Source organism: Phaeodactylibacter sp. (genome assembly GCF_022763345.1).
Classification (GTDB): domain Bacteria; phylum Bacteroidota; class Bacteroidia; order Chitinophagales; family Saprospiraceae; genus Phaeodactylibacter.
In genome coordinates this window covers 37,043-56,869 of sequence record NZ_JALEGS010000047.1, presented here as the reverse complement: position 1 = coordinate 56,869, position 19,827 = coordinate 37,043, and the positions used below count along the sequence as shown (strand labels likewise).

Below are 19,827 nucleotides of genomic sequence, written 5' to 3'. Positions count from 1 at the left end.
GGGCACAAAGGTTTCGCGCAGAGGTTGCGAAGGTTTTACACAAAGGGCTTTCGTCAACACTGTTTTTGCGCCCTTAGCGTGAACCACCCCCGCCACCCCTTTTTCTTTGCCCTTAGCGTGGACTTGCTCCCCAAATTCCCTAAATTGCCGGCAAAAATGATGAGCCTGACCATTAACCACACGGTGCTCGACCGCTTCCTGCGGTACGTACAGATCGATACACAGTCTGATCCGGCATCCACCACTTTCCCGTCTACTGAAAAGCAGAAAAATCTCAGCCGATTGCTGGTAGAGGAACTGAAAGCTATGGGGATAGCGGACGCCCACCTCGATGAGCACGGGTATGTCTACGCGACCCTGCCTTCCAATACGGACAAGCAGGTGCCTACGATCTGTTTTTGCTCACATGTGGATACTTCGCCCGATTGCAGCGGCGAAGGGGTGAAGCCGCTTGTGCATAAGAATTACGACGGGGGCATACTGACCCTGCCCGATGACCCTACGGTGCAGCTCAACCCGGAAGACCACCCGGAACTGAAGCATAAAATTGGGCACGATATCATCACGGCAAGCGGGACGACCCTGCTGGGGGCAGACAACAAAGCCGGGGTGGCGGAGATTATGGATGCCGTGCACTTCTTTACCCAGAACCCGGAGATAAAGCATGGCGCTGTCCGCATCCTGTTTACCCCTGATGAGGAAATTGGACGGGGGGTAGACCACGTGGATATGGAAAAGCTGAATGCCGAATTTGGCTATACCGTTGATGGGGAGCGCCTGGGTAGCTTAGAGGATGAGACCTTCTCCGCAGATGCCGTTACCATCAATATTACAGGCGTGAGCATCCACCCGGGCTTCGCCAAAGGCAAGCTAGAGAGTGCTCTGAAAATTGCAGCTGACCTGGTGGCTGCCCTGCCAAAGGACCGGTTATCTCCGGAGACGACAGAGGGCAAAGAAGGTTTTGTACACCCCGTAAGCCTCAGCGGGGGCGCGGAATCAGCCAAAGTACAGTTTATCATCCGCGATTTTGAGGATGAAAAGCTGGCTGCCCACGAAGCAGAGCTGAAAGGCTATCTGGATCAGGTGATGCAGCAGTACCCGCATTCCAAAGCGGAGTTTGTGGTGAAGGAGCAGTACCGCAATATGAAGCAAATGATCCAACAGCGCCCTGAGATTGTGGACTATGCCGAAGAAGCGATGCGTCGGGCTGGCGTGGAGCCTCAAAAGCGCAGCATCCGGGGCGGGACGGATGGTTCCCGTTTGTCCTTTATGGGATTGCCCTGCCCAAATATTTTTGCTGGTGAGTATGCTTTCCACTCTAAGGAGGAATGGTCATCAGTACAAGACATGGAGGCTGCCGTGCGCACGATTGTGGAGATTGTGCGCCTGTGGGAAGCGCGTTCTTAATAGAATTTAAGAGCCAATATTGTCTGTTTAAGGTTTTTTAACAGAATCTGAATGCGGCTTAACGCCAATTTAGGAACATCGGGTAGGCAGGGGTGATACCTTGGGGATAAGAAAAACCCACACACTATGCGTACCCGATATTCCTTTTCCCTGATGGTTATCCTTATCGTAAGCCTGAGCTCCTGTGTGTCACCGGAGAAACTGGTGGAGCGGGGCAATTACGAAGCGGCTATTGAGGTGGCAGCCCGCCGTCTGGCCGGCAAGAAGAACAAGAAGACCAAGTTTGTCCTGGCGCTGGAGGAAGCTTTTCAGAAAGCTAATCAGCGCGATCTGTCAGCTGCGGACCGCCTCAAGCGGCAGAACCGTCCGGAGAACTGGGCGCGCATCCACGAGCATTACCTGAGTATCCGTAAACGTCAGGAGGCAGTAGCCCCGCTATTGCCATTAGTATCCAAAGAAGGCATTAAGGCCAATTTCCGTTTTGTGAAAGTAGACGAGTTGGAAATGGAAAGCCGGGAAAAGGCGGCTGAATTTCACTATGCGGAGGCCAAGCGCCTGCTCCGGGATGCGCAGCAGGGAGAAGACCGGTTGGCGGCCCGCCGAGCGTACGCTGAGCTGGATAGAATTCGGCAGTACTTCAGTCGTTACCGGGATGTGGAGCAGTTGCAGGAGGACGCCCTTTACCTGGGCACCACCCATATTCTGGTTCGCATGCGGCAAGAGGCACCGATGGCGATCCCCAATGCTTTTGAGCGGGAACTTACTGCAATGGCCGTTCAGGATATGAATAGTCAGTGGAAGGTCTATCATACGCGCCCGGTAGAAGGGCTGCGTTACGACTACGAGGTGGTGATGCGCATCAACCGCATTGAAGTCAGCCCCGGGCTGGTCCGCGAGCGGCAGTACGAAGAGACGGCTGTAGTGGAAGATGGCTGGGAATATGTACTTGATGCCAATGGCAATGTGGCGAAGGATTCCCTGGGCAATGATATTACGCAGCCCCGGGAGGTGACGGTGCGGGCGCTGATTCTGGAAAACTACCAGAATAAGGCGGCGCGGGTTAGTGGCCGGCTGGAGTTTGTGGACCGGTCTACGGACAATCTGATTCATACGGAGCCCATGTTTGCGGAGGCCGTGTTTGAGCATTTCGCAGCGACGTTCCGGGGCGATAAGCGGGCGTTAAGCAAGCAGTCCCGGCAGCGGATTGGTAATCAGCCGGTACCGTTCCCTAGCGAGGAGGTGTTGCTGCTGCAGGCGGTGGAGCGGTTGAAGCCTTTTGTGAAGCGGGAGATTGCGGGGGCACGGCGGATGATTTGAGAGTTGTCTTTACGCGGCGTTCGCGGGGGGCACGCAGAGATTGCGGAGGTAGACTGGAACACGGATTGGACGGATTGCACAGATTTTGAGCGGGGGCATGGATGTGTGGCGGTACCGGGTTGCAAGATCAGTGTAATCAGTCAGATCAGCGTCCTCAGTGTACTATTGCGTTACTTGGAGTTTGGGGAACACAGATTAGACTGATTTCGCGGATTTTCACGGATTGCGAGCAGGGGCATCAGTATAGGCTTGTGGTATAGGAAGCGCAGGAGAAGCAAAGGGGCAAGGGGCAGTTTAAGCAGTAGCACAGGGGGTGATATGAATCCGAATATTTGAAAATCACCGCAGAGTGCCTATTTTGGAAGCATGAATACATTATTCCAAAACGCACAATTGTCAATCGAGGAGCTGCCCAGTGTAGCAGATGTGGAATGGCAGGGGCTCAATAAGGCTTATCTACGGGTAGACTTGATTGGGCTTTGGTTGTTTCGGCTTATGGTACTCGGGGTTTTTCTGGCTTACACTTTTTTTGTGGAAGGCTTTCCGCCGGTGGTACGGTGGAGTATTGCCGGGCTGTGGGTGTTTTTGCTATTGCTGACCACGGTGCTGCGTTATCTGGGTTTCCGGATCAAAGGGTATGCGGTAAGGCAACACGATTTGATGTACCGCCGCGGCTTGCTGTTCCGGTCGGTCACGGTAGTACCCTTCACGCGGATTCAGCACAGCGAGGTAGAGCAGGGCGTAATTGAGCGGCAGTTTGGGCTGTCGAGCCTGTCGGTTTTTACCGCCGGCGGGAGTCAGAGCGACCTGGTCATTCCTGGCCTAAAAAGAGAAGATGCTGAGCGCATCCGCAATTTCTTATCCCAAAAAGTAGCTGCGGATGAAGAGGAGTGAGCTGAATTTTCTGGAGCCCCGCCGGCAGGCGCAAGCGGCGATTGCGATCTTTATCTACAAATTTGTGGTGCGTATTCTACGGGCAGCCTGGCCGATTTTGCTGGTGTTCCTTTTTCGCAGCAATAAGGAGCAAAGCAATACGGAGTTGCTGATGAATGCCGTGGTGGTGATCGGTGGTTTGTTTTCTCTGGGCGTTTCGGTAGTGGCTTATTTCCGTTATTTTTTTCATCTGGAGGAGGACCAATTGGTGATTCAGAAAGGCGTGTTCAACCGCAGTCTTACGAAGCTCCCCTTTGAACGCATTCAAAACCTGTACATTGAGCAGAACGTGCTGCACCGTCTGCTGGGCGTTGTGAGCCTGCGGGTCGACTCGGCCGGTAGCAGTGGGCATGAAGTTACGATCGATGCGCTGGAGCGCAAGGATGCCGAAGCCATGCGGGCCTACGTGCTGGAGCAAAAGCGCGAAGAGGCGCAAGAGCAGACTGGACTGGCTCCGGAAACCTCTGGACAAAGTGCCCCTGTTGCGCAGTCGCTAGTCCTCCGCCTGACTTTTGAGGATTTGCTACGGATTGGGGTGACTCAAAACCACCTTGCTACGGCCGGGGTGATCGTAGGCACGGTATTTGGGTTTCTGTTTACAGTGGCTGGTGCCTTTGAGCAAGACCTGGTCAAGACGCTGATTGAGCGCTGGCCGATGCTGCAGCCGGGCTTTTGGGGCTTTTTGATACTGGCGGCTATATTGTTTGTGGTGGCTTTCTTTCTGACTCTGATCCGGACGGTCACACAGCACTACGATTTACAGTTTTTTGAGAGCCGGGAGGGTTTTCAGCTGAAAGCAGGCCTTTTTAATCGGCGGGAAGCCTCTATGCAGAAGCGCAAGATTCAGCTCATCCGCTGGACGGACAATCCGCTGCGGCGGTTGCTGGGGCTTTTCCGGGTGTCGATTCATCAGGCGATTTCGGGCTCGGAGCGGGCGGCGGAGCAAATTTCGATTCCAGGTTGTAAATCAGTACAGGTGGATGATGTGGTGCATTCGAGTTTTGAGGGCAGTGGGGAGGCGGTGTTCCGGGGTCATTCTATTTCCAAAGCGTATTTCATCTGGTATATCCGGTTTACGTTTCTGCCTGCGGTCGTTTTTGGGGCGTTGGGGTACTTTTTGCAGGAGCCGCGTTTTGCCTTGCCGGCGATTGGTTTTCCGGTGCTGGGGGGCTTGTACCTTTGGTTGTATCAGGAGCGTTTTCAGCTTTGGTTGTCGCCGGAGTATCTAAAAACCTCTGAAGGGGTGCTGGGGCGGACGATGACGTTGCTTCCGGTCTATAAGGTGCAGTCTGTCCGTATCCGGCAGTCGTTTTTTCAACGGCGCCGGTCGTTGGCTTCTGTTGAGTTGTATACGGCCGGGGGCTCGGTGCGGGTCCCTTTCCTTCCGCTTGATCTGGCGCGGGCGCTGCAGGACTATGTACTGTACCGGGTGGAAAGCCGGCGGGAGGATTGGATGTAAAAGGGCGCTTTCTGATGGGAGGATTAGCTGGTAGTGTTGGCTATGGGTGCGACCTCTACGAGGTCGTTTTGCTGGTGTGGCTGAGGGGGTGAGTAATATTTGACCTCTGCCGAGGTCAGTTCTGTGCTGCCACCTAGATACCCAGGTTCTGCGCAGCCTAAAATAACTTCGTGGAAGCCACCGCTTTCTAACCCATGGAAGGGCAAACGCATCAAAATGAGAACACGTCACGGAACACGTCACGGAACACGTTAGATTGGGTGGCGGCTGCCGGAATTGCATGTTCGACAGAGGAGTTTACGAATTTCTAGCGTTTTTGCTTCCTTTTTTGGTCCCGGTAAACCGGGAAAAAAGGAAGAGCCCAGCCCATACCTTTAGGCGAGAATTGAACTACCCCCCTTCCTCAGGGGCTTTTGCACTACGTTTTCGTGGAAACCGCGTTTGGTACGTTTGCCCTAAACCCATTGTAAGAGGTCGTTTTGCTGTTATGGGTAGGAGAGAGAGTAATATTTGACCTCAGCCGCGGTCAGTTCCGTGCTACCGGCCTGATACTCGTGGAGGGGTCTGCCCAGGCCGACTTCGTAGAAGTCACATCTCACAAACCCGGGGAACGAGGGAGATTCGACCTCGTAGAGGTCGCATATGTACGAGCGCTATACCTGCTTTAAGTTCGAAATCTTGCCCTCACTGAAATTGATTCCGGAACCCAAACCCCAAAAAAGCAAAAGTTTTTTTCCTGGGATTTATGGAATTTACGACCCTCCCGCGACATATAAGTAAAAGCAATAGTTATGGCAGACTCCTACACTCAAATTTATATTCAGCTTATATTCGTGGTAAAGTACCGACAAGCCAACATTAGACCTCAATGGGAACAAGAGCTATATAAATACATCACAGGGATCGTACAAAAAAGAGGGCACAAAATGATGGCGATTAACGGTATGCCAGACCATACGCACCTCTTAATCGGCTTCAAGCCTGCTGAATCTCTGTCTCATTTAGTTCAGGAGACGAAGAAAGCGAGTACTAATTTTATTAATGACAATCAGTTTTGCCCTCAAAAATTCCAATGGCAGGCCGGATATGCTGCGTTTTCTTACAGCAAATCTCACGTGGAACGGGTATACTGGTATATTCATAATCAAAAGGCGCACCACCGAAAGCGGACGTTCCGGGAGGAGTTTTCGTCTTTTCTGAAAGCTTATGAGGTGGAAACGGGTAGAAAAAGGCCTTTTGATTTTTGGGAGAACTAGCTAAAAGTGGTGAGTGTGCGACCTCTATGAGGTCGTTTTGACATGGTCTGGTGAGTTGAGTGAGGTGTGACCTCTGTCGGGGTCAGATGGGAACTAAAGCCTGCCCATTCCGGTCAGGTTTATCAAGCTTAACTTAGTAGAGCCTGTCTACTTGTCGCAGCCAGGTATTGTCAAATCTCACTCACTACCGGACCCAGGCAGACCTGACCTTGTAGTGATCGCAAAGCCCGCTCTCAAAAGGTTAGCGCTGAAACAGAAGTCCTCAGGGCTGCGACTGATGCCGTAGAAGTTAATTCTTACAAATCACAGGACTCAGCCAGGTCCAACCTCTCGCCGAGGTCGCATGTGCCCTTCTTCGGGTATTAGATACCTCAAGGCACATCAGGCTACTGCACCAGGTCAATTGCCCTCTCGCCCCCCGTCTTCACCAACGTAAATTCGTCCAGCACTTCCAGCGTTTCCGTTTGGTAAGCCCGGCCGGTCAGGCGTTTCCCGTCTACCTCCAGACCGAGGTAAGCCCAGGTATGATGAGCGGCAGCGACGAGGTTGGGGTGCGCACAGGAGTCTGGGTTAGGGTGGTAAGCCTTCGGGTCGCTGCCCACACCCCGAAGTTTGCCCCCGCTGCCAGCCGTGATGCTGATGAAGCCAGGCAGATCGTGATAAGTGGAGGTGCTGTCCTGAAGATAAGGCTGCAGCACTTCACCAGCCCCGTTCATCGGATTGAGGCGCTCGTAGGTGTGAGCATGCCCGTTCAGCACGAGGTCAACGCCATGTGCTTCAAAGATAGGGTAGAGAGAGATCACCCCTGCCTCATCGGATTTATAGGTACAGGACTTACCGTTGTGATGGAGGAAGACAATAGTCCAATCAGTGCCCGCCGGGCGGTGGCTTAAATCATCCTTAAGCCATTGTATCTGATTTTCGTAGTCGTACATATCCCCGCCCTTGCCGCTGTCGAGCCCGATGAAATGCACATTGCCATGCTGAAAACTATAGTAATGCTCGTTATGAGGCAGCTTCCATTCCCGCATGAAATGCTGCTCCGGCTCATGCCAGTCGTGATTGCCCAAGACTGGATATACCGGGGTAGTAGACAGGTAGCCCTCAAAGTGGCGGAAGAAATTAGCATCGTAATCTTTGCTTTGCCCATCAGGATAGACGATATCACCCATCAGAATGCCGAGGTCATACCGGTGAGCACTCTGCTTCAGGGCTTTGCCAAGAAGATTGGGCGTACCTTCTGTTTCCAGAGGCTCTCCGATGTCGCCTACGGCAAAGAAGTGGAAAGAAGTATCGGTAGGGGCAATGGGCGCCCGAAAGGTAAAGGTGTCTGGAAGGAGCGGGGCGTTGTTTTGCCAAAGCTGGTACTCGTAGTACTGAGCTGGAGATAAATGGTAGAGGACTGCCTCACACTCAGTTTGCCCGCCTGAGGTCGGGCGGGTGTTTGCAGCGGCGGTAACCCAGGCTTCGGTACCCTGTTTTCGGAACCGGACCTCAGCCGGGTTGGCATTGGCAGACCGCCAAAGGATGGTAAGGCTGTCGTGCAGCGCCATTTGCAAGTAGGGATAACGGGTGATGGGCGAGGGGGCTGCGGAAGCCGGTGGGGTGGGGTCGGAGCAGCCTGTAGCAGAAAGCAGCAGCGCAAACAGGGAAAGGAATAGGTGACGGTTCATAATGCAACAAGTGTTCAGTTGATGGTGCAAGCTACGGTAATGTTGCCTATTGGCTTTTAACCAGCAATTAAGCTTTTGTAAACTTAAGCGTCGGGGCACTTCAAAATTGCTACAAAATCGCTTCCTATCTTTGTAATTATGAAACTGCTTATTGTAGAAGATCAGCAAGAATTAGTGGATAATATTCAGGCGTACCTAAGCCGGGGCGACGTAGTCTGTGAGGCGGCGCGCAACTTTGCGGAAGCCCAGGACCGCCTGATTTCATTCTCCTACGATATTGTGCTGCTCGACCTGATGCTGCCCGACGGGAGCGGGCTCAATCTGCTGCGCCTGCTTAAACGGATGAACCCGGAGACGGGCGTGCTCATCATTTCTGCCAAAAATGCGCTGGACGATAAAATCAAGGGGCTTGAACTGGGTGCCGATGATTACCTGACCAAGCCTTTCCACCTTTCCGAACTTAATGCCCGCCTCAATGCTATCTTTCGCCGTCGCCGTCAGCAGGGGCATAAGGTGCTTGAGCATGGCTGCATCCGTATTGATACCGATACCCGGGAAGTGACGGTCTCCGATCAGCCCATTACCCTGACGGTTAAGGAGTATGAGCTGCTGCTGTTTTTTATCACTAATAAGAACCGGGTGCTGACCAAGCAGGTGATCGCCGAGCACCTTTGGGGCGATGATGTGGACCTGCTGGACTCTTTCGACTTCGTGTACCAGCACATCAAGAACCTCCGCAAAAAGATCGCCATCGAAGGCTGCGAAGAGCATATTAAAACCATCTACGGGCTGGGCTATAAATTTACCAACCGATGAACCTGATTGCCAAAACGACGGTTTTTTACCTCCTGGTGTCCGTGTTGGTCTTTGGCATTGGCGGCTACGTGACCTACCATGTCGTGGAAACGGAGGTGATCAAAGAGACGGACTACGCGCTCTACGACGAGGTGCAGGATATGGCCAATGACATCCGGGATGGCATTCCGTTAGAAATCCTACGCCGCCGCAAAGCCAATATTGAACACCTGGGCGACCACCTGCAAATTGATACTTTCTACCGGTTCACAGATACCATCGCCCCACATCCCTACCGCGAAGGAGAAACGGAGCCTTACCGGAAGCTGGAAGCCGTGAAGGAAGTGGATGGCAGCTTTTTCCACATCACCATCACTGATGTTTTCATTGAGTCCGATGATATCTACGATGTGGTGGTGGAAATCATCTGGCGGCTTTTTCTAATTCTCGGCGTCGGCATGCTGATTGCCAGTTTTCTGGTAACCCGATGGCTGCTGACCCCCTTTCAGCGCATCCTGAGCAGCATTCGGGGTTTCAACATTAAGCAGTCTGAGCCTTTGGATTTGCCCAAGACTACCACACGGGAGTTCCGGCAGCTCAATGCCTTTGTATCAGCTATGACAGAGCGGGCAAGGCGGGATTTCCGAACGGTCCGGGAGTTTTCTGAGAATGCTTCTCACGAGATGCAAACGCCCCTGTCCATTGCCCGGGGCAAGCTGGAACTCCTCCAGGAAACCCAGTCTCTGGATCAGGAACAGCTCCGGCTAATCGACGATGCACAGACGGCCCTGAGGCGGCTGTCTAAACTGGGAAGTGCGTTGCTATTGCTCACCAAAATTGAGAACCACGAGTTCCGTGCCCAGCATAAAATTGATTTTTCGACCATCGTAAACACATGTATCGATAATTTTGAAGAGTTGGCTATGCTGCGGGGCCTGCCTGTGAGGCGGGAAGTGAAACCTGGCGTGAAGGTTGCCCTTGATCCCACCTTGGCGGACGTACTGGTCTCCAATTTGGTGCGCAATGCCATCCGCCACAATCAGGAAGACGGTGCCATTGAGGTTTTCCTGGATCACGAGCGACTCGTCATCCGCAATACCGGTGCGCCCCCCACCATTCCTACCCGGGACCTCTTCAAGCGCTTTCGCAAAAACCAGCAATCTGAGAAGTCGATGGGGCTGGGATTGGCTATCGTGAAGAAGATTTGCGACACCAACCGGCTGGTCGTTAATTACGATTTTCAGGATGGTTGGCACGAAATAAGTGTGATTTTTCCGACAAATGTTTAAACTTCAGAATTGCTTCAACATTACTACAAGTGAGCGATAGAATCGCCCCTTACCTTTGTAGTAAATAAAATTCAAGCATGAAGTTTCACCTGACCTTACTTACATTTCTACTCAGCCTTCCTTTTTTGCTTGCCGCGAATGAACCCGCTTCGGACCCCGGCGATGACATGAAGGGACTCGTGAAGGGACAAATTATTGATGGCTCCACAGGGGCTCCTTTAGAATACACCACGGTATCTGTTTATGCCTTGCCGGATAGTAATCTGGTGACTGGTGGCATTACGGACGGGGAGGGCATCTTCTCCATAGAGCTGAAAACGGGCCGCTACTACCTGGAAGTGGCTTATATTTCTTACCAAAAACTGGAAACGCAGCCTTTCGAAATAGCCCGCGGCCGGATGAGCGCTGATTTGGGCAAAATTGCAATGCAGCCCGATGCAACGACCCTGGAGCAGGTAGAAGTACGGGCGGAGAAAAGCCGCATGCAGATGTCGCTGGACAAGCGCGTGTTCAATGTCGGCAAAGACCTGGCTAACCTGGGCGGTTCGGCTACGGATGTACTGGACAACGTTCCTTCGGTTACGGTGGATGTGGAAGGCAACGTTAGCCTGCGTGGTAGCGGCGGTGTGCGCATCCTGATCAACGGCCGGCCTTCGAGCCTGGTTGGGGTAGGGGATACCGATGGTCTGCGCAATATCCCTGCCAATCTGATCGAGCGGGTGGAAGTTATTACTAACCCGAGTGCCCGGTATGAAGCTGAAGGCATGGCGGGCATCATCAACATCATTCTCAAGAAAGAAAAGCGGAAAGGTTGGAATGGCTCGGTGGACATCACCGGAGGCTATCCGGAGCAGGCCGGCCTAGCTATCAATACCAACTACCGCGTCAAGAATTGGAATTTCTTTGCTAACTACGGCCTGACCTACCGGGAGAGCCCTGGTAGTGGCAGCCGCTATCAGGAAGTCTATGACCGCAACGAATTCGGTCCGGACACAACCTTTATTCAGGACCTGACCCGGGAGCGTACCCGTGGTGGATGGGACAATAATATCCGCGTAGGTGCGGACTACAGCTTTAGCGAAACCAGCACCCTGACCGCCAATTTTACCTACAGTGTGGAAGATGGGGATAATATCTCGGAAATCACTTACAGGGACTTCATCAATAGCCTTGACAACCCTACCGGCATCAGCACACGTACCGATAACGAACGGGAAGAAGAAGCCGACCTGGAGTATGTCATGACTTACCGCAAGGAATTCAAAGGCAAGGGGCACCAGTTTACTACTGACATCCGCTTTCAGGACAGCGAGGAATTGGAAACCTCTACTATTCGGGAGGCCTACTTTACCCCGGAATTTGAAGAGACGGGGGCGAGTGAGCTGGAGCAGCGTTCCAGCAATCTCGAGCTGCAAAAACAGCTGATCTGGCAAGCGGATTACGTGCGGCCCTTTGCGGAAGAAGGCAAATTTGAGGTGGGCCTAAGGGCTGGGCTGCGCGATATCGAGACCAACTTTCAGGTAGATGAATTTGGTGTGAGTGGGTGGGAAAACCTGCCCGAGTTCACCAACAACTTCCTGTTTGACGAAGATGTCTATGCGGCTTATACCAGCATTGGCAACAAATACGGTGACTTCTCCTTCCAGGCCGGGCTGAGAGCGGAGTACACCGAAATGATCACCGAACTGGTTGCAACCGAGCAGATCAATCCACGAGAATACTTCAACCTGTTCCCCAGTGTATTCCTGGGTTACGACCTGGGGGAAACCGGGAATTCCATGCAGGTGAGCTACAGTCGCCGCATCAACCGGCCTAACTTCTGGAGCCTCAACCCGTTCTTTAGCTTCAGCGACGCCCGGAACATCTTCACCGGCAACCCTAACCTGGACCCTGAATTTACCGACTCCTACGAGATCAACTACCTGAAATACTGGGATAATGCTTCGATGACAGCAGGCGTTTTCTACCGATTTACCACAGGCAAGACGGAGCGCATTCAGCGGGTCAATTCAGAGGGCATCACCTTCACACAGCCGGAAAACCTGGCTACTGAGGATGCCTATGGTCTGGATGTCACCTTCTCCGTATCGCCTACCAAGTGGTGGGATTTGGATGGTAACGTCAATTTCTTCCGGTCCATCATTTCCGGTACCACGGAGTCGGGCGAAGACCTCGGGGCAGACGCTATTACTTCCTTTGGGCGGCTGACCTCACAGATCACGCTTTGGGACGAGCTCAATACGCAGGTCCGCTTCAACTACCGTGCGCCCCGGAATGACCCGCAGGGCCGTGACAAAGCGATGTACCATATGGACCTGACACTTAGCAAAGATATCCTGGATAAGAAAGGCACACTGACGTTTTCCGTAAGTGACGTTTTCAATTCCCGCCGCTGGCGATACGTCAACGAAGGCACCGGCTTCTACAGCGAAGGCGACTTTCAGTGGCGTGCCCGTCAGGCCCGTCTGACTTTCTCTTACCGCATCAATCAGCAGAAAAAGCGCCGTGGCAATTACGGTGGTGGATATGATGGCGGCGGTGGAGACTTCTAAAGAATTTTTATACACTACTTTGTGAAAATTGGTTGGCAGCGGGTGAATGGCATCCGCTGCTTTTTGTGTGTGGGTTTAGTCCTATTGTTGTGCGTGGAGAGTTGGGACACGGATTAGATTGATTACACAGATTTTCACTGATTTCGGGGAGGGCCTTCCAGCGGGGTCGGGTCTCGTGAGGCAGATCAGTGAGATGAGTACCATCGTAGTAACAGAAAGCCCCCGCCACCCATTTCACCATAACCTCCACTGTTAAGAGAAAGCAAACAGGAGCAGCCTTTTAAATGGGATTCAATACCTTTACCGCAAAAAGCATGCGCCAATTATTGCTGGGCTTAGCTGCCCTGACCCTATTTTCCGCCTCCGGGTGCTACTCCTTTAAGGGAATCAGTATTGACTATTCGCAGGTGAAGACCTACTTCGTGGACCAATTTGATATTACCGCACTCAACGCAGAGCCTACGATTGCCATACGCCTGACGGAAGACCTGAAAGAAAAAATCCGGACCGAATCCCGCCTGACGCTGGAGGAAATCGACCCGGATATCTCTTTTGAAGGTACTGTGACGCGCTATACGGTGACGTCTGAAGCCCCGCAGCCCGGAGAAGTGACGAGCATCAACCGCTTAACCATAGAAGTAGCCGTGCAGTACATTAATAATGTCAATGAGGAAAAAAGCTGGGAACGCAAGCGCCCCTTCTCCTTTTTCTTCGACTTCGGTACTTCCCAGGCCCTGGCAGATGTAGAGGAAGAAGCCATCAGTACCATCAGTCAGCAGATGATGGAGGATATCTTCAACGCTGCCTTTACGGACTGGTAGTTCTGATTTTAAGCCGTCACGCTAGCATAGAGTTCGTCCCGCTGCGCATGTATCGCATCTGACCGCAGGTAGTCATCGAAGTTCATCAGGCTGTCGATAATGCCGTTGGGGGTGATCTCGATGATGCGGTTGGCTACGGTCTCCGTCAGTTTGTGGTCATGGGAGGTAAAAATCATATTGCCCTTGAAGTCTGTCATGGCGTTGTTAAGTGCCGTGATGGACTCCAGGTCAAGGTGGTTAGTCGGCTCATCCATGAGGATAAAGTTAGGGTGGGTGAGCATGATCTTGGACAGCATGCAGCGTACCTTTTCCCCGCCCGATAGGACCGAGGCTTTCTTAAGCACTTCTTCACCTGAGAACAACATGCGGCCCAGGAAGCCCCGGATAAACTGCTCGTCCGGATCTTCAGAGTATTGCCGCAGCCAGTTGATAAGGTCGAGGTCGCCCTTGCCGGTGAAGTACTCGTCGTTTTCGTTAGGCAGATAGCCTACGTTGATGGTTTTGCCAAATTCAATGGTGCCCCCATCCGCCTGCGCCTTGCCTGCCATGACATCGAAGAAAGCCGTCAGCGCTGTGGCATTGCGGCCCATGAGGGCAATCTTTTCCCCTTTGTTCATGGTGAAGCTGACGTTGGAGAAGAGGGGTGTGCCATCCGTGCCCTGCAGGCTCAGGTTCTCGACCTTCAGGATTTGGTCGCCCGGCTCGCGTTCCATTTTGAAGTTGATGTAAGGGTATTTTCGGCTTGAAGGCTGAATATCTTCCAGGTTGAGTTTTTCCAAAGCCTTTTTACGAGACGTGGCTTGCTTGGATTTGGAGGCATTGGCGCTAAAGCGCTGAATGAATTCCTGCATCTCCTTGCGCTTCTGCTCAATCTTCTTGTTCTTATTGGCCATCTGCTGAGCCATAAGCAAGCTGGACTCGTACCAGAAGGTATAGTTGCCGGTGAAGATTTTGATGCGCTTGAAGTCGATATCCACCACATGCGTACAGACCATGTCCAGGAAGTAGCGGTCGTGTGAGACCACAATCACCATGTTCTTAAAGTCAGCCAGAAAGTCGGCCAGCCAGGTAACGGTTTCCGCATCGAGGTCGTTGGTAGGCTCATCGAGCAGGAGGATGTCCGGATTGCTGAACAGGGACTGTGCCAGGAGCACCTTCACCTTTTCTCCACCGCTGAGGTCTTTCATTTGGCGGTAGTGGAGGGACTCGTGTATGCCCAGGTTGCTGAGCAGTTCGGCCGCATCGCTCTCGGCATTCCAGCCGCCCATTTCCCCAAACTTATTTTCCAGCTCAGCGGCCAGCAGTCCATCGGCTTCTGTGGCCTCGGGGTCCATGTAGATGGCATTCTTGCGTACCATGATGTCGTACATCTCCCGGTGGCCCATGATAACGGTATCGAGTACCTGCTCTTCCTCATATTCAAAGTGGTTCTGTTTCAGAACAGCCATACGGTTGCCCGGCTCAATATCCACACCACCCCGGTTGGCAGCGATTTCCCCGGAGAGGATTTTCAGGAAAGTGGATTTGCCGGCGCCATTGGCACCGATGACGCCGTAGCAGTTGCCACGGGTGAATTTGAGGTTGACCTCATCAAAAAGGACGCGCTTGCCGTATTGCAAGCCAAGGTTATGTACGGTCAGCATGAATGTTACGCTTGGGGGCACGGATATGTGCCATTAAATAAAGCCGCAAAGGTAAGGGTATTTTCTACTTTAAACCCTGTTGGGCAGCTTCTTTTAATATTGGAAGGTGTTTTTTGACGATTGCCCAGACGATCGTTATGTCTATACCATCGTAATTGTGGATCAAATAGTTATCAGTTGGCGTGTTGAAAAAACTTCAGATCTAAAATAAGGATTCTGAATAGGTTGGTCTGTTAGCAGGTCGACCTTTCTTCCGAATAGCTGTTCTAATTCATTCCAGATTGCCATTAGGTATTCCCCTTTCTGAATGGGGGGCATATGCTCAAGTTCTACCATGAGGTCCAAATCGCTTTTGTCATAATCGAAGCGTGCCGTCGTCACTGAACCAAAAGTAAATAGTTTCGATACACGGTACTTTTCGCATATCGATTGCAAGGCTGTGCGGTTGGTTTCGAAGATTGAATGTTCTATATCAGGTAGTAATATAGATAATTTCCTTTGCAGTATGATGGTTCACATACAACTATTTCAACCGCTCGAACATCTTCTCCGTTCCTGCTTTCCTTAGTAAAAGACCACTTTGACGCTTAGCACTGCCATTTTTGCCTTCCTGGGGCTCGCTGCCCTTATTGCTACTGCCGGTACTGTCCTTACCCGTGCCGGGGACCGGATTGCTGACCTCACCGGACTGGGGGAGGCCCTCATTGGTGGGGTGCTGCTGGGGGGCATTTCCTCTTTATCTGGCGTGATGACCTCTGTGACGGCGGCATGGAACGGGCACGCGCACCTTTCATTTAGCAATGCCGTGGGCGGGATAGCCGCTCAAACAGTATTTTTGGCGGTGGCTGACCTGACCTATCGGCGGGCCAATCTGGAACATGCCTCGGCCTCACTGTCCAATCTGATGCAGGGCATTTTGCTCATGTTAATGCTTACGTTCGTGCTCCTGGTGATGTCGGGCCCGGACCTCACCCTTTGGAACATACACCCTGCTTCGGTTTTGCTCCTGTTGATTTACGTCTTGGGTACCCGCCTGGTCGCCAAAGCCAGGAAATCACCCATGTGGAAACCCATCCACACCCGGGAAACGGTCGAGGATGAGCCGGATGATGACCTGGAGCAGGTCAATAAGCCCCTGCTTTTAACCCGGTTTTTGCTCTCGGCGGCAGTAGTGGGGGTAGCGGGGTATTTCGTGGCGAAGGTCGCTGTGGTCATTGCCAATCAATCAGGACTGTCGCAGTCTTTTGTGGGGGCTTTGTTTACCTCGGTAGCGACTTCCCTGCCCGAGCTGGTTATTTCCATTGCGGCCGTACGTCAGGGGGCGCTGACTTTGGCTGTAGCCAATATCATCGGCGGGAACAGCTTCGATGTGCTGTTTCTGGCTTTTGCCGATACGGCTTATCAGGAAGGCTCTATTTACCATGAGGTGGGCAATGCGGAAGCCTTTGTGTTGTCCCTTGGGATTTTGCTCGCCGGCACCCTGCTTTTGGGTATGCTGCACCGTCAGCGGGAAGGGCTTGCCAATGCGGGATGGGAAAGCATCACGGTGATCGGGCTGTTTTTGGGTGGATATATAGTGCTTTATTTTATGTAATTTAGGTGCTCAAATACGAGCACTATGCGACACCTGTTACTGCTGTTGTTTATCCTGCCCTTTGGCCTTTCCGCACAATCTACCTTTCAGCATCAGGCGCCGAGCCTTCAGATTGGGCTGGGTGGGCTGAGTTTAGGAAAGGGCACCCTGGACGCTGAGGTAATCGCCTCGGTCATTGCGGACAAGCAGGAGGAATTGCGCGTCCGGCTGATCAAAAACATGTTCTTGGGTCAGATAGAAGAGGCAGGCGGACTGAATTATATTTATCTCGACAATATCATCAATACCGTTTTAGAAGAGCGCAATGCAGAGACCCGTACCCGCAATATTTATGAGAATACGGTCAACCTGGTCTTCGTCTATGCGCTTTCCGACTACTACTTCGCTCTCTGCGATCCGGAGTTGGTGGCTTTGGCTGAAGCCTATGGAGGGCAGAAGACCGGCGCGGCGATGGCAGGTCAGACTTTTGCGCGTTTTCAGTTGGCGGCATCCGGGGAGCGGCCCGGGCAAGGGCTGATAGCCAGGTCCTCCGCTATTACATTTTCCCAGGATAGCCTGACCACAGCCTTCAAAGCGCTGTTGCTTGATATCGTCAGTGAGGCGGTCCGCAATGAGCCAACTTTGCAGGAGTTGGGGCTGCTCCGTACCATGTACCGCAATTCCGGCAGTGAAGCGCTGAATACTTATCTTACCCTGACGGATACGGTCAGGAAGCCTTTGGCAGATGCCGTGTATAATCGTGTGCAGGACCGTTTATCCAACCTGATTGACTACATCGGTTTGATCAATTACCTCTTTCGGACCACCAACTTTAAGGTGGATGGGGCTTCCATGGGGCTGGATTTGGAAGGCGCTGCCGGGCTCCGCAATAATGATGCTATTAGCGCTCAGCTCGATAGTGTGCGGCAGTACATCCGGCGGGCGATAGGGGAACAAGGCAGGGCAGAGCTTTCGGCAGAGGAACTGCAGGTCCTACTGTCCTTTCTGGGGCAGTTGCAACAGCTCGATTTGGATAATATTAGCCCCGGTGCGCTGTCTGACCTCATCTTTGAGCTTTACAACGACGTGCTGCCGGTCCTGGAGCGCCTGGCCAAAAACTCACAGTATTTCATTGACACCTACTTCGAGCTGAACACCCTGCTGCAGTCGTTGGTTAAAACCGCCTTTGAGCAGGGCTTCCCTTTTGATTACGAAGCACTGCGCGACCATTTGCTGTTCCGGCTCATGGCCAAGTTGTACGAATTTGATCAGGCGGCTACCTATGATGACTACCTGAATGCCCTGGCTGGGCTGAGCGATATCTTTCCCAATCAGGATACGAAAGCGGCGCTCAACAAAATTATCAGCCTGCTGCGCAGCTATACGGAAATTATTGAAGGATTTCAGGAGAATGAAGCTCTGGACTTTGACGTGGAAAGCTTTCTGGTTTCTTTGCAAAACATCAATTATGACCGATGGCGGCCGCTGTCCTTTATCTTCAATGTGGGGGTCAACAATGCCCACTTCCCGGACGGGCTGTCTCTTGAGAATGGAGAAAGCCTGCGCAATTACACCTTCGCTGGCGAGAAGATCGGCCTCAAGGTCAATTTGCTGGACTGGGCTTACATCAACAGCTTTGGGCGGCAGGAAACCTTCCGGTACTGGGGCAAGTCGTATGTACGGCTGGAGCCCGCCAAAGCACCAACGGTGAGCAACCTTCACCTGCTGCTTTACGGTACCGGTCTGCTGTACAATCTGGCCAATACCGGCACCACCCCGGATTTCAACCGCCCCATGATTGCAGGCGGCCTGGGGCTTACCTTTTTTAATCAGCTGGACCTGAATGCTTCAGTAGGGGTGCCTGTCAATGCCACCGCTGCGCAGTCCACGCCACTTTTCCTGAATCTCGGCTTCGACATCCGCTTCGATGAGTACCTGCAGGCTTTGAATGAAAAGCGTCGGCAGCGCCGGTATGAGCGCCGGGTGGATGCGTTGTTGCTGGCGCCTTCGGAGGACTAAAGCTCTTTTTTGAAGTTGGCCAATCATAGTTCTACTGGAAAGTAAGGCTTATCAATGAACACGAAAGTGAAAAATACAACAACAGGTTAAAAACTATCCCAGTCCGGGCTGATGTCCAACTCTGTGTCACTGATAATAAGGATGACAACAGCAATATCAATCACGGCCCCAGCGGCTAGACCAATGAGAACGCCTTTGGCTATGTTTCTTCCCTTTGCCTCAATCTTTTCAATATTTCCCCAAGGGATCAGGAATTCATCTCCTTTTGCCCTGATGGTGACTCCGGAAAGCGGATTTTCAAGCTCCACGGGGGTAGCTTTGACGTATTTGCCAGTAAGAACAATCTCTTCTTTAGTGAGCACAAGCAATTGTGTACGATGATTTAGCTCTTGCAACTGTTCGTAGGTCAGAGAAAAAGCAGCGTCATCAAGAGGTGGCGTTGCAAAGCCACCGGCAATAGCCCCAACCACGGTGCAGCCGGAGCTCAATCCTGCCAGCACTAAAGCAACAATCAAAGGCAAAGCGATGGTCTTGTTCATGATGAATAGTGTTTGATCCTTACCACAGTTTAAGACTTCCTTTGCATTTCGGAAATGACAATTGCTCCTCTTTTGAGTGCTGTTTATCAGCAAATTGGCTTGTAATAAACTGGTAGTGGATTCAACTATTGCCTCCCAGTTAAGGGAAAGCCCTACTCATCCAAAAAACCTGGTGATCAAAGATTTAACTACCGCTGATTTGAGTTTTCGGTAAGCTTTGATCTGTGATTCGGAAAGGAGGGGGAATAATTCTTTTTCCTTATTGTCCACAAGGTTCTGCATATAAAAGTAGGCGGAGAAATGATTCATGCCTGTATCAATGACTTCCCGCTGTACAATGCGCGCGTACTTTAGATTCAGTTGATGCACCTGTTCAATCTGATGCGGAAGTAAAGGCAGGGCTTCCTTCATTTGATCCGTCTGGTAGTTGGCACGTTCCTCCGGGGTGCCATAGTTTTCCTGTGCCTCTACCCATAGAGAAAAGAGGAGGGAAACAGCAAGGGATAAGTATTTTATAGTCATTGATTTAGCGGTTTATACGCAATACGAAG

The 19,827-nt window shown here is 52.1% G+C and carries 17 protein-coding genes; 11 read left to right on the top strand and 6 right to left on the bottom strand.

Annotated features, from left to right (window positions below; translation table 11 throughout):
- Positions 1–156 precede the first annotated feature (156 nt).
- From pepT to tnpA, 5 genes are all read left to right on the top strand, one after another.
- Positions 157–1,407, top strand: a complete 1,251-nt coding sequence (gene pepT, locus MRY86_RS12225) for a peptidase T (protein WP_293563647.1) — start codon at positions 157–159, stop codon at positions 1,405–1,407.
- Positions 1,408–1,533: 126 nt separating this feature from the next.
- Complete coding sequence (locus MRY86_RS12220; RefSeq protein ID WP_293563645.1) at positions 1,534–2,724, top strand: hypothetical protein; 1,191 nt, start codon at positions 1,534–1,536, stop codon at positions 2,722–2,724.
- Positions 2,725–3,090: 366 nt separating this feature from the next.
- Positions 3,091–3,618: a PH domain-containing protein gene (locus MRY86_RS12215; protein WP_293571524.1), complete on the top strand. Its 528-nt coding sequence runs from the start codon at positions 3,091–3,093 to the stop codon at positions 3,616–3,618.
- The gene (locus MRY86_RS12210) at positions 3,605–5,116 is read left to right on the top strand and encodes a PH domain-containing protein (RefSeq protein WP_293567557.1); all 1,512 of its coding nucleotides are present in this window, start codon (positions 3,605–3,607) and stop codon (positions 5,114–5,116) included. The genes MRY86_RS12215 and MRY86_RS12210 overlap by 14 nt, the downstream gene beginning before the upstream one ends.
- A 791-nt stretch (positions 5,117–5,907) precedes the next feature.
- A complete protein-coding gene (gene tnpA, locus MRY86_RS12205; RefSeq protein WP_293567555.1) occupies positions 5,908–6,372 on the top strand; it encodes an IS200/IS605 family transposase in 465 nt (154 codons plus the stop codon).
- Positions 6,373–6,758: 386 nt separating this feature from the next.
- Here tnpA and MRY86_RS12200 read toward each other — a convergent pair whose 3' ends face one another.
- Complete coding sequence (locus MRY86_RS12200) at positions 6,759–8,045, bottom strand: metallophosphoesterase (protein ID WP_293567553.1); 1,287 nt, start codon at positions 8,043–8,045, stop codon at positions 6,759–6,761.
- Between the two features lie 138 nt (positions 8,046–8,183).
- On the opposite strand from MRY86_RS12200, the gene MRY86_RS12195 reads away from it, so the two are divergent.
- The 4 genes from MRY86_RS12195 to lptE all read left to right on the top strand — a co-directional run bounded on the left by MRY86_RS12195 (position 8,184) and on the right by lptE (position 13,502).
- The gene (locus MRY86_RS12195; protein WP_293567551.1) at positions 8,184–8,861 is read left to right on the top strand and encodes a response regulator transcription factor; all 678 of its coding nucleotides are present in this window, start codon (positions 8,184–8,186) and stop codon (positions 8,859–8,861) included.
- Positions 8,858–10,129, top strand: coding sequence for a HAMP domain-containing sensor histidine kinase (locus MRY86_RS12190; protein ID WP_293567549.1), 1,272 nt, complete (start codon positions 8,858–8,860; stop codon positions 10,127–10,129). Before MRY86_RS12195 ends, MRY86_RS12190 begins: the two co-directional genes overlap by 4 nt.
- Before the next feature lie 77 nt (positions 10,130–10,206).
- Positions 10,207–12,681, top strand: coding sequence for an outer membrane beta-barrel family protein (locus MRY86_RS12185; protein ID WP_293567547.1), 2,475 nt, complete (start codon positions 10,207–10,209; stop codon positions 12,679–12,681).
- Between the two features lie 314 nt (positions 12,682–12,995).
- Positions 12,996–13,502, top strand: coding sequence for an LPS assembly lipoprotein LptE (gene lptE / locus MRY86_RS12180; protein ID WP_293567545.1), 507 nt, complete (start codon positions 12,996–12,998; stop codon positions 13,500–13,502).
- 8 nt (positions 13,503–13,510) lie between these two features.
- Here the strand turns inward: lptE and MRY86_RS12175 are convergent, their stop codons facing one another.
- The 3 genes from MRY86_RS12175 to MRY86_RS27165 form a co-directional block, all read right to left on the bottom strand.
- Positions 13,511–15,145 carry an ATP-binding cassette domain-containing protein gene (locus tag MRY86_RS12175; RefSeq protein ID WP_293567543.1) on the bottom strand — a complete coding sequence of 545 codons (1,635 nt, stop codon included), beginning with the start codon at positions 15,143–15,145 and terminating at the stop codon, positions 13,511–13,513.
- A gap of 64 nt (positions 15,146–15,209) precedes the next feature.
- Positions 15,210–15,311, bottom strand: a complete 102-nt coding sequence (locus tag MRY86_RS27170) for a HepT-like ribonuclease domain-containing protein (RefSeq protein ID WP_363325435.1) — start codon at positions 15,309–15,311, stop codon at positions 15,210–15,212.
- Positions 15,308–15,580 (bottom strand): nucleotidyltransferase domain-containing protein, encoded by a 273-nt coding sequence (locus MRY86_RS27165; RefSeq protein ID WP_363325434.1) that lies wholly within the window; start codon positions 15,578–15,580, stop codon positions 15,308–15,310. The genes MRY86_RS27170 and MRY86_RS27165 overlap by 4 nt, the downstream gene beginning before the upstream one ends.
- Before the next feature lie 145 nt (positions 15,581–15,725).
- Here MRY86_RS27165 and MRY86_RS12170 point away from each other — a divergent pair, with 145 nt between their 5' ends.
- Together MRY86_RS12170 and MRY86_RS12165 are read left to right on the top strand one after the other, a co-directional pair.
- A complete protein-coding gene (locus MRY86_RS12170; RefSeq protein WP_293567542.1) occupies positions 15,726–16,739 on the top strand; it encodes a hypothetical protein in 1,014 nt (337 codons plus the stop codon).
- A 24-nt stretch (positions 16,740–16,763) separates the two neighbouring features.
- Positions 16,764–18,737 carry a hypothetical protein gene (locus MRY86_RS12165; protein ID WP_293567540.1) on the top strand — a complete coding sequence of 658 codons (1,974 nt, stop codon included), beginning with the start codon at positions 16,764–16,766 and terminating at the stop codon, positions 18,735–18,737.
- 86 nt (positions 18,738–18,823) lie between these two features.
- Here the strand turns inward: MRY86_RS12165 and MRY86_RS12160 are convergent, their stop codons facing one another.
- Together MRY86_RS12160 and MRY86_RS12155 are read right to left on the bottom strand one after the other, a co-directional pair.
- Positions 18,824–19,276: a hypothetical protein gene (locus tag MRY86_RS12160; RefSeq protein WP_293567538.1), complete on the bottom strand. Its 453-nt coding sequence runs from the start codon at positions 19,274–19,276 to the stop codon at positions 18,824–18,826.
- A gap of 156 nt (positions 19,277–19,432) precedes the next feature.
- On the bottom strand, positions 19,433–19,798 hold the full coding sequence (locus tag MRY86_RS12155) for a hypothetical protein (RefSeq protein WP_293567536.1): 366 nt from the start codon (positions 19,796–19,798) through the stop codon (positions 19,433–19,435).
- Positions 19,799–19,827 lie beyond the last annotated feature (29 nt).

Coding starts and splice junctions, on each gene's coding strand:
- MRY86_RS12165 (WP_293567540.1), top strand. CDS start 16,764: ATGCGACACCTGTTACTGCTGTTGTTTATCCTGCCCTTTGGCCTTTCC.
- MRY86_RS12195 (WP_293567551.1), top strand. CDS start 8,184: ATGAAACTGCTTATTGTAGAAGATCAGCAAGAATTAGTGGATAATATT.
- MRY86_RS12185 (WP_293567547.1), top strand. CDS start 10,207: ATGAAGTTTCACCTGACCTTACTTACATTTCTACTCAGCCTTCCTTTT.
- lptE (WP_293567545.1), top strand. CDS start 12,996: ATGCGCCAATTATTGCTGGGCTTAGCTGCCCTGACCCTATTTTCCGCC.
- MRY86_RS12200 (WP_293567553.1), bottom strand. CDS start 8,045: ATGAACCGTCACCTATTCCTTTCCCTGTTTGCGCTGCTGCTTTCTGCT.
- MRY86_RS12210 (WP_293567557.1), top strand. CDS start 3,605: ATGAAGAGGAGTGAGCTGAATTTTCTGGAGCCCCGCCGGCAGGCGCAA.
- pepT (WP_293563647.1), top strand. CDS start 157: ATGATGAGCCTGACCATTAACCACACGGTGCTCGACCGCTTCCTGCGG.
- MRY86_RS12160 (WP_293567538.1), bottom strand. CDS start 19,276: ATGAACAAGACCATCGCTTTGCCTTTGATTGTTGCTTTAGTGCTGGCA.
- MRY86_RS12175 (WP_293567543.1), bottom strand. CDS start 15,145: ATGCTGACCGTACATAACCTTGGCTTGCAATACGGCAAGCGCGTCCTT.
- tnpA (WP_293567555.1), top strand. CDS start 5,908: ATGGCAGACTCCTACACTCAAATTTATATTCAGCTTATATTCGTGGTA.
- MRY86_RS12215 (WP_293571524.1), top strand. CDS start 3,091: ATGAATACATTATTCCAAAACGCACAATTGTCAATCGAGGAGCTGCCC.
- MRY86_RS12190 (WP_293567549.1), top strand. CDS start 8,858: ATGAACCTGATTGCCAAAACGACGGTTTTTTACCTCCTGGTGTCCGTG.
- MRY86_RS12220 (WP_293563645.1), top strand. CDS start 1,534: ATGCGTACCCGATATTCCTTTTCCCTGATGGTTATCCTTATCGTAAGC.
- MRY86_RS12155 (WP_293567536.1), bottom strand. CDS start 19,798: ATGACTATAAAATACTTATCCCTTGCTGTTTCCCTCCTCTTTTCTCTA.